Origin of the sequence: Sphingobacterium sp. BIGb0165, from assembly GCF_024810095.1 — a bacterium.
GTDB lineage: Bacteria > Bacteroidota > Bacteroidia > Sphingobacteriales > Sphingobacteriaceae > Sphingobacterium > Sphingobacterium detergens.
Map to the genome: position 1 here is coordinate 194,530 of NZ_JANUEB010000010.1, position 15,316 is coordinate 209,845.

The 15,316-nt window shown below is 42.0% G+C and carries 10 protein-coding genes; 4 read left to right on the plus strand and 6 right to left on the minus strand.

Annotation, left to right across the window (positions count from 1 at the left end; translation table 11 throughout):
- The first annotated feature begins 39 nt into the window (after nucleotides 1–39).
- The 4 genes from M2408_RS22365 to M2408_RS22380 all read left to right on the plus strand — a co-directional run bounded on the left by M2408_RS22365 (nucleotide 40) and on the right by M2408_RS22380 (nucleotide 4,998).
- Nucleotides 40–1,062 carry a patatin-like phospholipase family protein gene (locus M2408_RS22365; RefSeq protein WP_259186769.1) on the plus strand — a complete coding sequence of 341 codons (1,023 nt, stop codon included), beginning with the start codon at nucleotides 40–42 and terminating at the stop codon, nucleotides 1,060–1,062.
- A gap of 81 nt (nucleotides 1,063–1,143) precedes the next feature.
- Complete coding sequence (locus M2408_RS22370) at nucleotides 1,144–1,899, plus strand: SDR family oxidoreductase (protein ID WP_259186771.1); 756 nt, start codon at nucleotides 1,144–1,146, stop codon at nucleotides 1,897–1,899.
- Entirely contained in the window at nucleotides 1,881–3,200 is a 1,320-nt protein-coding gene (locus M2408_RS22375) for a phosphatase PAP2 family protein (protein WP_259186774.1), read from the plus strand. Before M2408_RS22370 ends, M2408_RS22375 begins: the two co-directional genes overlap by 19 nt.
- Before the next feature lie 97 nt (nucleotides 3,201–3,297).
- Complete coding sequence (locus M2408_RS22380) at nucleotides 3,298–4,998, plus strand: bifunctional alpha/beta hydrolase/class I SAM-dependent methyltransferase (protein WP_259186775.1); 1,701 nt, start codon at nucleotides 3,298–3,300, stop codon at nucleotides 4,996–4,998.
- Between the two features lie 111 nt (nucleotides 4,999–5,109).
- Here the strand turns inward: M2408_RS22380 and M2408_RS22385 are convergent, their stop codons facing one another.
- The 6 genes from M2408_RS22385 to M2408_RS22410 form a co-directional block, all read right to left on the minus strand.
- Nucleotides 5,110–9,954 carry a DNA repair ATPase gene (locus M2408_RS22385; protein WP_259186777.1) on the minus strand — a complete coding sequence of 1,615 codons (4,845 nt, stop codon included), beginning with the start codon at nucleotides 9,952–9,954 and terminating at the stop codon, nucleotides 5,110–5,112.
- A 20-nt stretch (nucleotides 9,955–9,974) separates the two neighbouring features.
- Entirely contained in the window at nucleotides 9,975–11,408 is a 1,434-nt protein-coding gene (locus tag M2408_RS22390) for a serine hydrolase (protein ID WP_259186779.1), read from the minus strand.
- An 81-nt stretch (nucleotides 11,409–11,489) separates the two neighbouring features.
- Nucleotides 11,490–13,604 (minus strand): flotillin family protein, encoded by a 2,115-nt coding sequence (locus M2408_RS22395; protein WP_259186781.1) that lies wholly within the window; start codon nucleotides 13,602–13,604, stop codon nucleotides 11,490–11,492.
- 88 nt (nucleotides 13,605–13,692) lie between these two features.
- Complete coding sequence (locus M2408_RS22400; RefSeq protein WP_259186783.1) at nucleotides 13,693–14,415, minus strand: YqiJ family protein; 723 nt, start codon at nucleotides 14,413–14,415, stop codon at nucleotides 13,693–13,695.
- Between the two features lie 11 nt (nucleotides 14,416–14,426).
- On the minus strand, nucleotides 14,427–14,621 hold the full coding sequence (locus tag M2408_RS22405) for a DUF4177 domain-containing protein (protein ID WP_120261779.1): 195 nt from the start codon (nucleotides 14,619–14,621) through the stop codon (nucleotides 14,427–14,429).
- A complete protein-coding gene (locus M2408_RS22410; RefSeq protein ID WP_259186787.1) occupies nucleotides 14,608–15,315 on the minus strand; it encodes a PspA/IM30 family protein in 708 nt (235 codons plus the stop codon). The genes M2408_RS22405 and M2408_RS22410 overlap by 14 nt, the downstream gene beginning before the upstream one ends.
- Nucleotide 15,316: the final 1 nt, after the last annotated feature.

Consider the following 15,316-nt stretch of genomic DNA (forward strand, 5'->3'; position numbering starts at 1 on the left):
AATCTTATGTCTCGAATGTCATACCTAATATATTGCTAAATGAATTATCAACGGGCAGTTTTATTTTCAGGAGGTGGTACTCGTTTTGGCTTGTACTTGGGAATGTATGCCGCGTTGGAGGAACTGGGGTTAAAACCGGATTTACTGATTGCTACCTGTGGTGGATCATTGGCCGCTGCGATTATTCAGGCTTTTGCAACGGATGCAGAGCGGAAATCTTATCTCCAATCCGAAGAGTTTTATCGCTTCTTCTGTGGACATCGGCTTACGGAACAATGTCATCTGGGTAAACTGGGGTGGTATGTGCTAAAAAAGGAGTGGGATAAACGATCTGCTCCTTATCTGGAAGATGTCTTTGATCGTTATCTGGTCAATATGGAGCATGATCTTTCCCCCTTATTACCAACTTTAAACCGCCCATTTTCGGAAGAAATACCGTCGATTATTATTGGTTCGAAAATACTTTTTGACCGTTCGGAAGTTGGGGAGAGCCGTGGCCACCGTAAGCTCTATCAGAAAATCCTGATGGGGAATACAAATGCACTATCGAACGTAAATCTGGATAGCATTCAAATTCAAGGTGAAAATTATGGACAAAGTGCTGTTTCCGCAACGATAGCGATAAATTCGGTGGTAACATTGTTGGAGGCTGTTCGTATTTCCATGTCCGATATGTTTTATATTGAGCCGATACAGCGGAATGGGGAATATTATGCCGGTGGAGCTATTGATCTGGTACCTGTAGAGTTGGCGCAGTCTTTGGCTACAGAAGTTATCTGTGAGCGGAAGCAGAGTTATAAATTGCAGGAAGAGGGATTGGTCAGGGCAGTATTGGGCTTCAGCGGAAACCAACGCTTGCGGGATATTGGTCAGCAATTTCAGGGGATCCGATGGATCGATACGGCTGATGCTGCGGAACAGTTAGCAGGAAACTATTGTAAAAAAGGCATAGATTGGCGTAGATTTGAAATAACATTGTCCCTTCCGACAAGTCTGGATGAATTTGCCACCGCTATGGAAGCACAGTGGAATTATGGATATCGGAAGACACTGGAACTTTAAAAGACACAAACCGAAGGTTTATTTGTTTGACAAGATAGCCCGATCAAGCGGGTAATATAATCGCTATTTTTTTTGTATAAAATGAAGGTATTTATAGCAGGCGGAACAAGCGGAATAGGTTTGGCACTAGCACAATGCTACCTCCAACAGGGGGCTGATGTTGCTGTATGTGGTCGAGACCTTTCGAAGTTGACCAATCAGCCAGCATACGATGCGCTCATCAAGTTTGAAGTAGATGTATGTAATCGAGATGTTTTGGCTGATGTCGTTGATTCTTTCTGTAACCACGTGGCATTGGATCTTTTTATCAATTGTACAGGAAGTTATGCCGATGATGTGGCACAACGTATCAGTTATGAAGAGGCAAGTGCGATGCTCCGAGTCAATATGCTGGGTACCCTGAACTGCTTTGAAGTCGCCAGCGAAGCCATGCGTGGACAATCAAAGGGGCAGATTGCAACAATAGCATCCGTCTCGGGAACTTTAGGCTTTCCGAATTCAAGTTTGTACAGCAAAACAAAGCGAGCCGCAATCCAAGTGGCTGATGCTTATCGAAGGGCATTGCTTCCGTATGGGATTGCAGTGACAGTCATCGCACCAGGGTATGTGGATACAACCAAGCTCCGTCAACTTAATCAGCAGGATCTCTCTAAAAAGCCCTTTTTGATCAGTGTAGACGATGCCGCACAACGCATCTTAAAAGCGATACAGCAAAAGAAAGATATCGTGATTTTTCCGACGCGTATGAAATGGCTGATGGGGTTTTTAGGCCTGCTTCCCCATGTATTATTAAGTAAAATCATGTTTAGGAAAGCCAAATGGATGAAAAACGATTAAAGAAAGTAGGCGGGCAGCTCCTTGTTGCCATCTATTGCTTGTTACTTTTTCAACTTACCTATCCCTATACAGCAACCTACGCCTCCAGTTTAGCTGCGGTACCTTCCTTTGTATTCGATTTTGAACGGTATATTCCATTTGTTCCATGGATGATCCTGCCCTATATGAGCAGTGGACTGTTTTTTTGCCTCGTGCCGTTTTACTGTCGACAAAAAGGGGAGCTCCTGTGCTATGCAAAGCGATTTACGTTTGTTACCCTGATTGCGGCATTGTGCTTTCTCCTTTTTCCGCTGCGGTTTTCTTTTGACAGACCGTCGGTTGAAAATCCTCTGTTTACCATTTTCTTTTCCTTCTTAAAGGAATATGATTCGCCTTTTAATCAGGCGCCCTCCCTACATATCGCTTATGCCTGTCTTTTTTGGTCTGTGCTACGTTGGAAGTTCAACGGATGGAAGAAAATAATCTTGGGCATCTGGCTTCTGTTGATGGGCTTAGGAACATTGACCGTATATCAACACCATGTGATCGATCTACTGACAGCTTGCATACTGGTTCAGGTCAGTTTTATACTCTTTCCAAATAAGGAGTGGGGCAGAAATCAACAACCAGCGAATAGTTATTACCTCATCGGGTGGATCTTCACGCTACTGGCACTCCTCTGTGAAGGATATGTATTGCCGCTGATTGTTTTTGCTTGGGTAGCCTTAGTCTGCTTTGCGGTTGGTTACAATTACCTGTGCGGTAATACAAGGTTTTTAAAGGATCATCGGGGTCGAATACCACTGATCAAGAAGGTGTTTTACGCTCCTTACCAATTTGTGTACCGGTTGATGTGGCGTTTTTTTAGAAAGAAAAATAATCCCCCGCTGATGGAGTTACTACCTCGCTGTTATGTGGGCCCAAGGTTGAACGCTTCGGAACTTGTAGCCTTGGGATTGGATCGCAATCTGGTTGTTTTTGACCTCGCAGCTGAGCTGGAGGAAGTGAGACTCTTGGGTGCCATGGAAAAGTATTATTCTTTCCCTTTGTTGGATATTGCGGAGATCGATGTGCATGATGCCCATGTGATCATAGACGCAATGGTATCCGCTTATTGCACATTGGATGAACATGAAAATATGATCATTCATTGTATAATGGGTTATAGTAGGAGCATGATTTTTGCTATTCTGATGGCTCAGAAATTATTATCTTTAGATTTAAATAAAGCTATTGATCAGGTGAAGTCGATCAATAGGCATATGGTATTGCGGGATCATGCGATCCAGTTGATGAAAATTATCGTCGCGGGCAGATCCTAATCAAAAAGGGTGGCTTGGTCTTTGTTTTTAAGAGCCATATCTGAATAGATACTAAAATTACATACGCCATTGTATTGATGGAATAAATTATAAAAAGATGAAATCAGGTTATTTTAAGAGTTTCGATCAAGGGGAGCTGCTATATCGTGTTTGGAATTATCAAAAGGGACAAAAGGCTTTAGTTGTATTGCACCGTGGGCATGAACATTCAGAACGCCTGCAGGAGATGGCTACTGACCCACAGTTTGCCGATTATTCCATCTTTGCATTTGATCTGCGTGGACATGGCCATACCAAAGTGCCTGTATCACCGGTTTTCATGGATAATGTGCGCGATCTGGACAGTTTTGTGGCCTATATCCGCGCCGAATATGCGGTTGATACGAAGGATGTCTTTGTCATCGCCAATAGTATTGCTGGGGTCATTGTGAGTGCTTGGGTACATGATTTTGCCCCTCCGATAGCAGGTATGGCTTTATTGGCCCCTGCCTTTGAGATTAAACTGTATGTGCCATTGGCCAACCAGATGATTGCGCTTGGAACCAAGCTGAAAAAGGATCTTGTTATCCAAAGTTATGTCAAGGCGAAGGTACTGACCCATGATATTGAGCAACAACAGGCTTATGATGCTGATCCCCTAATCTCAAAATCCATTAACGGCGCTTTATTGGTCGATCTATTGAAAGCTGGTGTGCGTATCGTAGACGATGCAGCCGCAATCGATATTCCCGTGATTGTGCTATCTGCTGAAAAGGACTATGTGGTTAAAAACTCGGTGCAAAAGCAATTCTTCGTGACCATCGCTTCCAAGCTAAAGACATTTATTACCCTACGTAATTTTTATCATGGTATCCTGTTTGAATCCAACAGACAGAAAGTCTATACCTATTTAAAAGATTTTATTACGAAAGCCTATGCAAGGCAAAAGCCTGAACAGGGGCTGGAGCCTGATGAGTTTTCGGTGAAAGAATATGAGAAATTGTACCATAAGGTGATGCCTGCGGCTGAGAAGCTTAACTATGCTTTTCAGAAATGGACTTTAGGCAAGATCGGATCATTGAGTCATGGCATGAACTTAGGGCTTCAGTTTGGTTTTGATTCAGGAATTTCATTGGATTACGTCTATCGCAATGAGCCGAAAGGCAGGTTGGGGCTGGGTAAAGTCATCGATAAAGGGTACTTGGAAGCGATCGGCTGGAAAGGAATCCGTATACGCAAACAGCATCTATTACGTCTATTAGAAGAGAATATTGAGCAGGTCAAGTCTACAGGTCGGCCTGTGAAAATCTTGGATATCGCTGGCGGTACCGGAAATTATTTGTTTGACATCAAAGAAAAATATCCTGAGGTGGAGATCGTGATCAACGAGTTTATGTTGTCAAATATTGCAGTGGGGGAGAAAATCATCAAGAAGAAAGGGCTCCAAGGAATACGTTTCAGCAATTACGACTGTTTTGATCCGGAGACTTACAGCAAACTGGATTTTGAACCTAATATTGTGGTGATCTCTGGTATTTTCGAATTGTTTGGCAACAATGAAATGGCGAGCAGGGCGGTACATGGTGCGACTTCCATTTGTGAGGAAAACAGCCATCTGGTCTATACCGGACAGCCATGGCATCCACAATTGAAAATGATTTCTTATGTGCTGAACAGTCATCAGAAGAAAGATTGGGTCATGCGCCGGCGTTCGCAGAAAGAACTCGATCGGATTATGGCTTACAATGGCGTGATCAAGGAGCGGATGCTTATTGACGATTACGGGATATTTACCGTTTCTTCGGGAGCTGTAAAATAGGGCAATTGCGCTTCGAAAGGACTGTAGATACCATCGTTGCTAAATCATTTGATAAATTATTTTTCTCCATTGGTTCGGATAGACCAATGGAGAAAAATTAAGTTTATGGTTTTAATTCTTATACTCCCGGATTGCTTGAATAATACCTTCCAGATTTTCATTGAAGTCCAGTAGCTGACCGAATACTTTATCGTCTTTGGCTAGTCCACCGTGTTTATTGTTCTTGCGGAAGATTTCCTTGATGGTTTCCCAACGTTCCTGTTCAACAGGATTTAACAGCTCGGCAAGCTCTTTTAGTTTTAGGAGGTTACTTTCAGTATCCGCTGTCAGTGTCTGCGATTCGCTCTCATAGTGCGCGAGAAGAACCTGATCAATTTCCTGCTCATTCATCATCGGTACCACCTGCGCAACCAGTTTGCTCATATTCCGATAGGATCCCTGCATTTTGAATGGTGGTTCGGTGCGGTAATTATCCTGCATCGCGGCACTTTGAATATAATTCTGATTCACTTTGATTACGACATTTCTGATTTTCAGTACATGTCGCAGCACCGCGATAAAGTCATCAACATCCTGTTTCAGATAGTTGCCCTCTAAATCGGGCAATTGATCCATAACAGACTGCGCATAATTGACCAGGGAATAGAAGTCGGTAAACGATTTGCTTGCAATCTTTTCGAGGTAGCTGTTTTCAATCGCCGCATTTTCAATCAAACTGAGGTTGAATAATGCTTCGGTGTCACCGATCACATCACCGAGATTATACACGTCGGCACGGTTGGCAAGCATGTCGGGTATCTGAAACTTAGAGCCGCTCTCTGTGTATGGATTTCCGGCCATCACGATGCAGAAGCGCTTGCCACGGAGGTCATAGGTCTTGCTCTCGCCCTCAAAAATACCATCAATCTTACGTTGACCATCGGCAAGGGAAATGAACTTCTGTAAAAACTCCGGATTTAAGTGCTGGATATCGTCCAGATACAGCATGACATTGTCAGCCATCTCAAATGCAAGATTGATCTTTTTGAGCTCTTCCCGTTCTCCGGATGTTTTCGCTTCAATCGGGTCAATGGATGTAATCGAATGACCAATGGTCGGACCATTGATTTTAACGAAATGTAAGCCCATTGTTTTGGCAAGATATTCCATTAAGGTGGTCTTACCGTAACCCGGAGGCGATATCAATAGAAGCATTCCCATACGGGCCGTACGCTTGTTGTCGCCTGCGGCTCCCAGCTGTTTGGCGAGGTTATTTCCGATCAATGGGAAGTAAACTTCGTTGATCAGTTTATTACGTACAAAGGAAGTCAGTACTTTGGGCTCAAACTCACCGATCTTTAGTTCTTTGGCATAGGACTTCGCAAGCTGTTCCTTCAATGTGGAGAAAGCCACAAAACGAGGTACATTATAATCAGCGAATTGCGCCAGACGTGCTAAAAACTCATGATATTGGATATGTTCCTCTCCGTTGTTCAGGATCGTATGATTGCCTTTTAATCCGCTGATATGTGCTTGGTCTTTTGCGATGATCAGGTGATACTCATGGGTCGGGTAAAGCAACATGATCGCTGCTTCCTCAATATATTTGCGTAGCGTAAGATATTCCGCATGTTCGTCCACAAAGGAGTTGAGCCAGTTTAAGGTCAGGTAAAAGCGATCTACCAAGCTAAATTGTTCGTTCTGAATATCCGCTTCAAATAGCTTGTAACTTTTCTTGGATTCCAGCAATCGAATAAACGCCTTTTTCAGTTCGTCGGACTGTTCGCTGACGACAAAGGTATTGTAGCTTGTAAACGTCTGAAAAAGATAAGTCGCCAGGTCTCGGCCATGAATGGTGGAGCGATCCAAATGTGTCTCCCATGTATTGAATAACTTGGTCAGTTCATCAATGACAGACTGGTAACGATTTGAATTTGGAAACGTTTTTAATATCGTGTAGGTAGAATGTATCAGTGCCAGCTGCTTTGTTCGTTGATCATCTGAGAGGGATTGCCAAAATAGCTGAGCCATCGTACGCAATAGGGGATCATAGCGAAGCAGATCCAATTTAGTATCCAACTGTTTGACCGTATCATAGATCAACAGTGCATCCACATTGTGAACTCCTTTGACATAACCTTCCGAATAACTTTGCTCTACGGTCTGTGTGATAAATAATGCGGCATCAAAATCTTGTTGTCCTTTCGAAGCAACGAAAGCTTTGTATGCAAGATATTCTGCACGATAGACTTCCTTATTTTCAGAGACAAGTTCCTGATCCCAGATGTCCTGAAAACTGTTGATTTCCTCGGCCTGCACCTTTTGATAGAAACTTGTCCCAGTCAGGTGGAAATACAGTTCATCATTTCTGCGCAGCAAGGTCAGGCTGAGGGATTGACTATTGACTGCAAACTTATGCTTGCCTAGCGCAATGATATTTTCGCCATCAACAAAGAGATCATTTTTGTCGCGTAAAACGCGTAAGGCATCTTCCTGTGATTTCTTTAACAGATTTTCAAGGTTTTCTGCTTTTGAGACATCCTGTAGTGTTTTTAGCTCCTGTACCAACTGTCTGATCTTGTCGATCATCAGATCCGAGGCAAAGAAGCTGAGGATCTCTTCCCGCGTTGCAAATGTCTTGGACTTGTTTTCAATGTTCTTTAATACACGAAGACCGATCTGTTCGAGCGAGGATGTACGCTTGTTGATCTGTTCAACAATTTGTTCCCTGCGAGAATTAAAAGCCTTGATAACCTCATCACGTTTGTCCGCGATCTTTAAAGCAAAATCTTCAAATTCAGAAAACTTACTTTCGAGCTCCTCCAGCTGAACGATGACTTTTGTGTAATACTCGTCTACCTTTTCGGTTGTCGTTGACAGCTCGAGGTAGTTGGTTACGGATTGCTCCAACAGGGTCAGCTGCGCAGAGAATTCGGCTATTGCTTCCGTACTCTTCAATGAATTGAGTTTTCGCGTAAGCTGTGCACGCACTTCATTTAACGAAGAGAAGATAACCGAAATCTTCTCAATGATTTTGGTTGTCTGTGTGGAGTCGTCAATTTTTAGACTATTGAGTATATCAATCAATAGTTCCAGTTCACTTGAAATGGCTGAATTGGCTTCCTCGATTGCTTTGGCATCGTAGACCTTAACAATAGCCTCCACATTTTTCTTCTGCTGTTCCACCTTTTGTTCGTAAGGAAGCAGAGCTTCATCACGTAGGAGAAAAGCAATGGTTTTTTCGGCCAGTTCGGAGGTGATGCCCTGCAATTTTTCCAATAGGCTATCTATCCTGACCGGATCAATATATTTTACATTTTTAAGGTCGATGATTTCACCCTGAAGACGACGGGAGTCGGCCAATTGATGGACGAGCTGATCAAGTTTGTCCACAACAGTACTATTGATGGAGAAGGTGAGTTCTTCCATCTTCTTTTCTGCTGCTATATTTAATTCTGCGGCATGTTTGCGTTGCGCCTGTACTTTGACGAACTCATCTATAGCGGTATTGGCGACTTCCTTGATCTGTGTTAATGGCTGGCCAAGATTTGATAAGGCGTCATCTTTGATCCAGAAATAGGAATCCAATAAAACCGTGGACTTTTTGAGAATATCTTCGTATAAACCTTCGTAGCTGTCCTCTTTATTGATCAGCTGTATGACCTCCTGTGCCTCGGCCATCGCCTGCACGATCTGTTTATTACCTACTTTGTAAAGGGGATCATCTTTCTTCTGCTCATTTTCTTTGAGCATGGCCATATAGGGTGTTTCCCAGATCTGCACCTGATGATGTCTGGTGGCTTCCGCTTCGGTGCGGAAATAAATTAAGCTACCATCTTTGAACAGGGTAAATCCGTTGCAGATAATCGGGGTCTCGACATGCTGCTGGATGATGTTATAGGACAATAGGATATAGGTATTGGTTTCCTCCTGACAGAATATATACAGAAAATCTTCACCATTGGGGGAGGCTATCCTACGCAGGAATGATACATGGTCAAACTGGGCGTCAAAAACCTTGTGAGTACCATTTTGTAAGTAGTATCCATTGGAAAAAATAATCCCTTGATTGTCCGGTAACAATATTGCTGATTCATTCAGTGATTTGAGGTTGATTACTTCCTTCGTCCGTTGGTTATAGACAAAGGCCCTGAAATCTTCCTGGTAAGGCTTGATGCGTACCGCAATAAGATTGCCGAGATCTGCATAGTAATAATCGGCATCGTCCAATTGTTGGTCTGCATTGACCACTTTTTCGGAATAAATCCCTTTGCCACTGTCTGTATTGTTTTCGATCTTGAAGGTGATGTCGCCATTGATCGCCTCAATAAAGATCTTATCCATAATGGATATATGGGGATATTTTCCCAATCTACGATCATCGAGCGTTGTTTTTGTCCAGTCAAATTCAAATTGGTTGGGCAATTTGGCTTCATGAATGCTGCGGTCATCTTGATACTGGAGCTTACCATCTTTGATTAACCATTTGAATGCTTTGAGATCAGCAGGATTTTTGCTGGTCTGAAAAATCATGTACAAATAGTTCTCCGTCCTACGGAATTTGGAGAATATGGAGTCCCTATAGTATTTATATAGATTTTGATAATCTGAGATGAAATTTTGATCGTTGATCAGGTCGAGGGACTGCGGAATAAATTGATTATTCTCAAATGCATAAACACTGAAAACATCTTCCAGTTTGATCTCGGTACGCAGTCCAAAATGCACGTTATACCCGAAAATACATTGATTATCCAAGGCCAGAATGCCGCGGGCGACACAGTTGTTTTCTGTGGTGATCCGTTGATTGGCTTTGAGGACAAAACTCGTTGAATTGAAGACTTCTTTACGGGCTTCATTCAACTGTTGGAGCTTGGTCGCTAGTTCTTCTTTTTGTGTAAGAAGTCGCTTTCGGATAATCTCATATGCACCCTGATCAAGGCTATCGTTCTGATTTATTACGTTTTCTTCTGGCATAAGTTCCGCTAGTTCTTGACTTATTTAACTTTATTGAATTTTAATTCCTGACCATTTTGATACAGCGTCAGCGCTGTGATCTGATCATTTTCTTTGCTGAATTTCAGCTCTGCTTGCACAGCCGTATAAAATAACTCTAATTCGTTTTTCGGATAGACTTCGATGGCTGACTGTCCCGATAACTGGGCAAATAGACTGCCATTATCATCAGCTGTAATTTTGAACTTCAATTCAGGTTGTTTTGTGTATTCATATGTCCCTAAAAGCTGTTTGATCTGAAACTCCACAAGTATGATCGCTCCCGTTAATTTTTCACGTTCAATAACTGGAGCTTTTCTTTTTTGAAGAATTGCATTAACAGCGGATGTCAACGGATATACATCAACCGTATTCCATTTGTTCATTAAAGCGATGAAATATTTTTGTTCTTTAAAATCTCGAATGTTGATCGTTTTATAGCCTGGATATCCCCCTGTGTGAAAATGCATCTTGCTTTCACTGTTGGTACTGTCGGTAAAGAGCCAGCCAAAACCATAGTACAAACCTGCCATTTTAATGGATTTGCCATTATTGAGCGTATCGACAGAGATAGCCTTCATGAAATTTTGACGCGTTAATAGCGTATTGTTTTGGATAGCCTGATTCCATTTGAAGAGATCTTGAGCCGTACTACTTATTCCATAGGGGCCACTTCCACCATCAAAATAGGTTAGATAGCTAAATGCGGGAAAGTCATCAACACTTTTGAAGCTCTTGGTCTTCGCATCATAGGCCATTCCTTTTGCGTAGTTTTTAAGGTCAGCATTGGGTGAACGCGCCGAAAATACAGACGTGTTTTTCATTCCGGCGGGTTTGAATATATGCTGCTGCATATAGGAAGCAAAAGATTGCTCAGATACTTTTTCTACAATAAGAGCCAGGAGCAGGTAGTTTGTATTCGAATAAGTGTATTGATCACCTGGCTTAAAGGAGGTGCTGTCAATCTTTGTCTCAATTATTTTGAGGAAGTCCTGATTTGTATTTATTTTTTTCTTATCGATCCATTGCTGATCCCAAGCCAAAAATTCCGGTATTCCCGAGGTATGACGCAATAGATTTTTGATACGCACATTTTTGAATTTTATACGCGGGAAATATTTGGTAATATCATCCTCATAGGAAAGCTTACCCTGTTCTTCCAACTGCATAATGGCCATCGCTGTAAACTGCTTGCTGACTGAAGCGAGTTCAAAACGACTATTGCTATTTATTTTTTCCGTTTTAACGGGGTTTTCAAAACCTATATATTTCTCAAAAACAACTTTTCCGCCATCGGCGACCAAGAATGCTCCGCTGAATTCACCGTCCTGATTCAAGGATTGGAATAGTGAATCCAATCGTTGCTGAACTGTCTGGGCAGTTACCAATAGGGTGTTTAAGCACAGAAAAATAGAAAATAGGATAAAACGTATCATGTGATTGCTTTGGTTTTTAGGATATTTATCTTGAGCCTGTTAAGATTTGACGCTTTACAAGGCTCAAGATGATAAATATGGTTACAGCTTTTTATTGGAAATGCCTAAGTTTTTTGCCAACCCAAATAGGGAATTGATAAAACCGGCATCTTCACCGTTCTCGGCGTCTGTGGCCGCTTGCTGCAACTTGATCAACGCCGCAGAAACTGTTAGATTCTTGATATCATTGGATGAGATCCCATATTTATCTGCTAATCCACGCACTTTTTCAGCAAGATCACCTTTCCCGTCCGGGCCCAATAGTGAATTTTTGATATCAGTCGCATGTTTCGAATTGTCGATCAGATGGTCAAAACCTTTGGCATTGGATACCTGACGTACAATGTTTTCGAAGAACATGGTTTCACCACCAACGATGTCAATCTTCGCTGTTTTAAGCGCTTCTGACAATACACCAGCCTGTGCTTGTGCAATATCTTTTTGGATATTGATCTGTGCGAGTTCGATGTCTCGTTCTTTCTGTAACTGTAATTTGAACTCTTCGTGGTCTTTACCCACACCATCCAGTTTTTTCATGGCCTCAGCTTTCTCTTCGATACCTTTTGCCTCCGCAAGCGCTTTTTCACGAACAACTTCCGCCTGTGCTAAACCTTCTTTGCGCATAGCTTCAGCTTTCTTCTCAATAACATTTGCCTGTACAGTACCTTGCTTCTCTTCGGCTTCGGCTTTTGCAACCATTACTTCGGCTTCCGATAAACCTATTGCGGCTTCTTCTTTCGCTTGTGCTTCAGCTATGATCTTACGGCTTTCGGCCTCTTTGAGTGACGCTTCTTTTTTTGCTTCGGCGTCTATTAATAGTTCCTGTGCACGTTTTTCAGCGATCTTACGTGCTGCTTCAGCGTCAATTACTTTTTTCTCAGCTTCTTGTTCTGCAGCAATTTTCGCTGCTTCAGCAGCTTTTACCGTAGAAATTAATTTTTCTTCAGCTTCTTGTGATGCTGCGATAACGCCTGCTTGTTTCTTCCGTTCTACTTCGCGGAATACTTCAATATCTTTGACTCCTTGTTGTTCCTCGATAACACCTTTTTCCAATTGGACGCGTTCTTTGATCACACCCTGAATACTTTTCTTTTCGGTCTCAATCGAACGTTCTTTGTCAATCTGAGCCAAAGTGACTATACGCTCACGTTCTGTCTGTTCAAGTGCACGGTCTTTTTCCACACGTTCTGCTTCGACAGCATCTGTACGTTGCTTGTTCTTCTCGGCGATGATTATCTGACGCAGCTTATTTTCTTCCTGTACAGCCAGTTGCTCTTCGGTCGAAATGCGGACACTTTCATATTTCAAGCGCTCTTCCTCACGTACTTTTGCTATTTCGGCTTCTTCACGCGCCTTGATATTATCGATCTCACGTTTTTGTTTTTCTTCTTTTTCGGCAAGTTGACGATCCAGTTCTAAGATTGCCTCACGTGCTTCTACGTTTTGTTTTTTGATCAATTTCTCTTCGTCACGACGGATGAAGTTGGCATTGATATTTTGTTTTGCTGTCAGCTCGGTGATTTTCTTGATACCTTCACTATCCAGGATGTTGCTGGGATTTAAGTGTTCAATATCTGTTTGTTCCAGATAGTCGATAGCACAGTCATCAAGGATATAACCGTTCAGGTCGGTACCAATGATATTGAGGATTTCATCACGAAATTCACGACGCGCTTCATACAATTCTATAAAATCAAATTTCTTACCTACGGTCTTTAGCGCTTCAGAAAATTTAGATTCAAAGATGCTTTTTAAAGTCTCAGGCTCACTTGCACGGTCACATCCCAAATTCTGGGCAACGTTGATCACATCATCCACATTTTTGTTGACACGGACAAAGAAGGCCACCTTGATATCTGCACGGATATTGTCTTTACAGATCAACCCTTCGCTCTGCATACGGGCAATCTCAATTTTTTTGATAGAGATGTCCATGATCTCCATCTTGTGGAAAACAGGAACGACATACATCCCCTTATTGAAGGCAACTTTTGTCCCGCCGACCCCCGTCCGGACAATCGCTTTTCCCTGTGGGATTTTTTTATAGAATGCACTCAGTACAACAAAGAATGCAAAAATTAGAAAGACAGCTAAACCGACAATTAGCAATATAATTCCGTTTAAGCCGCTTAAAAATAAAAGAGGTTGATATAGCATATGATTAGTATTTATTTAGATTTTAGTATTTAGATTTTGGTTGTGCAAGCTTATGGCTGACATGGCGCTTCTGTTTTGCTCATCAATTTTAAATATTGTCTATGGTGATTTCCTTGGTGACATAATAATATTTTTTGTCCTTGGATTCGTCCACGATAATGACATCATCTCCATAGCCGATCTTTTCACCATTATGGCTCACGACATTAAGACGGATAGGGTCTTGTTGGATGATAAATTCAGCAGAACCTACTTTTTTGCCTTCAATACTTGCGCGCATTTTTCCCATGCGACCTAGGAAGTCATGGCTCTCTTCGCCATTATAGCCAATATTTTTAAACATTCTTGCGAGCGGTTTGGTCAGAAAATGCATTAAGAAAAACGTAACGATAAAAACAGGAATTAAGATCAATACCGATTTTATTCCCCAGGATGCGACGTCAATATACAATGAAGATACAATGGTGATCACCCAGCCAATGAATTTAAACATGGTCACAATAAGCATGATCGGCACTTTTCCGACATTGATATAATCCATTGCCTTGGCAAAAAAGCCCGGTTCAGTATGCGTATCGGAGTCCGTATGATGGTGTGGGTGATCTGATCCATCGGTGTTCATATCATGCGAGCCATCTACGTCACTGACATCAGGAGTAGGATGTAAGTCTACATCGGCGTCCGCATCAAATAGATGTACACCATCGCCCATGAGAAACATAAAAAACCAATACACTACAGAAAGTCCTGTCAGGACAGTCATGATGCCATTTGATAATGGGTTGAATAAGATATTGATTAATTCTGTCATCGTATTTTCTTTTAAATTTTTTCTCTTTTGAACGTGTAATGAAATGACCAAGAGTGACCATTGACCTCTAGGTCTTGCATCGCAACCAATTCCCAGCCCTGATTACCTAGATCATTCAGGATCTCGTCGATTTTGTCCGGATCCAATTTGGTTCCCCAGAAACCTTTGGGTTCGATTTTGACTGTTTTATACTCAAATCTCCGCATCGTTATTTAATTTTCGTTTTAACTCTTCCAGTTCATTGTTGACAGAGTCCGAACCACCGATGTTCTCATTGATCTCATCTATCCTACTTTTGTTGCCTGTTGCGATTTCGCCATAAGCTTTCGCCAGAGCCTCATCCTCTTCGACCTTTTCCTTCATGCGTTCCAGCATGGAAATGGTACTGTTGGAATCAATATTAGCAAGTTGTCGATTGACCATTTTGGCTGCATTGGATACTTTAACTCTTGCTTTTAATGTCGATAACTCACTTTCCCATTTGGATATATTGAATTTAAGTATATCCACATTCTTGTGCAACTCTTCTGCTGAGCTTTGGTGGATTGTCGCTTGTTTTTCCAATTCGGTGGCTTCGATCAACAATTGCTTTTTCAGTAATAGGGCTTCTTTGGCTAAGTTCTCTGCTTTTTCAGTGGAAAGTTCGCCTTTTTGAGCCTTTTGCAATAATAAAATGGCTTTGTTTTCAAATTCATTGGCCTCTTCTTTTTTCTTCTCACAATTATTTTGCGTTCGTATGGCTAGCGCTTTTACTTTTGCGTAAGCTTCCAACGATTGCTCTAGGTCTTCTTTCATCTCACGGATACCTTGTTCCGTCATTTTGATGGGGTCCTCCATTTTGTCCACTACAGCGTGGATTTCTGCTTGACCGATTCTGAAAATTCTCTTAAAAATATTCATT

Excerpts from the sequence above, each read along its gene's own strand:
- M2408_RS22365 (WP_259186769.1), top strand. The coding sequence starts at position 40 with ATGAATTATCAACGGGCAGTTTTATTTTCAGGAGGTGGTACTCGTTTT.
- M2408_RS22370 (WP_259186771.1), top strand. The coding sequence starts at position 1,144 with ATGAAGGTATTTATAGCAGGCGGAACAAGCGGAATAGGTTTGGCACTA.
- M2408_RS22375 (WP_259186774.1), top strand. The coding sequence starts at position 1,881 with ATGGATGAAAAACGATTAAAGAAAGTAGGCGGGCAGCTCCTTGTTGCC.
- M2408_RS22380 (WP_259186775.1), top strand. The coding sequence starts at position 3,298 with ATGAAATCAGGTTATTTTAAGAGTTTCGATCAAGGGGAGCTGCTATAT.
- M2408_RS22385 (WP_259186777.1), bottom strand. The coding sequence starts at position 9,954 with ATGCCAGAAGAAAACGTAATAAATCAGAACGATAGCCTTGATCAGGGT.
- M2408_RS22390 (WP_259186779.1), bottom strand. The coding sequence starts at position 11,408 with ATGATACGTTTTATCCTATTTTCTATTTTTCTGTGCTTAAACACCCTA.
- M2408_RS22395 (WP_259186781.1), bottom strand. The coding sequence starts at position 13,604 with ATGCTATATCAACCTCTTTTATTTTTAAGCGGCTTAAACGGAATTATA.
- M2408_RS22400 (WP_259186783.1), bottom strand. The coding sequence starts at position 14,415 with ATGACAGAATTAATCAATATCTTATTCAACCCATTATCAAATGGCATC.
- M2408_RS22405 (WP_120261779.1), bottom strand. The coding sequence starts at position 14,621 with ATGCGGAGATTTGAGTATAAAACAGTCAAAATCGAACCCAAAGGTTTC.
- M2408_RS22410 (WP_259186787.1), bottom strand. The coding sequence starts at position 15,315 with ATGAATATTTTTAAGAGAATTTTCAGAATCGGTCAAGCAGAAATCCAC.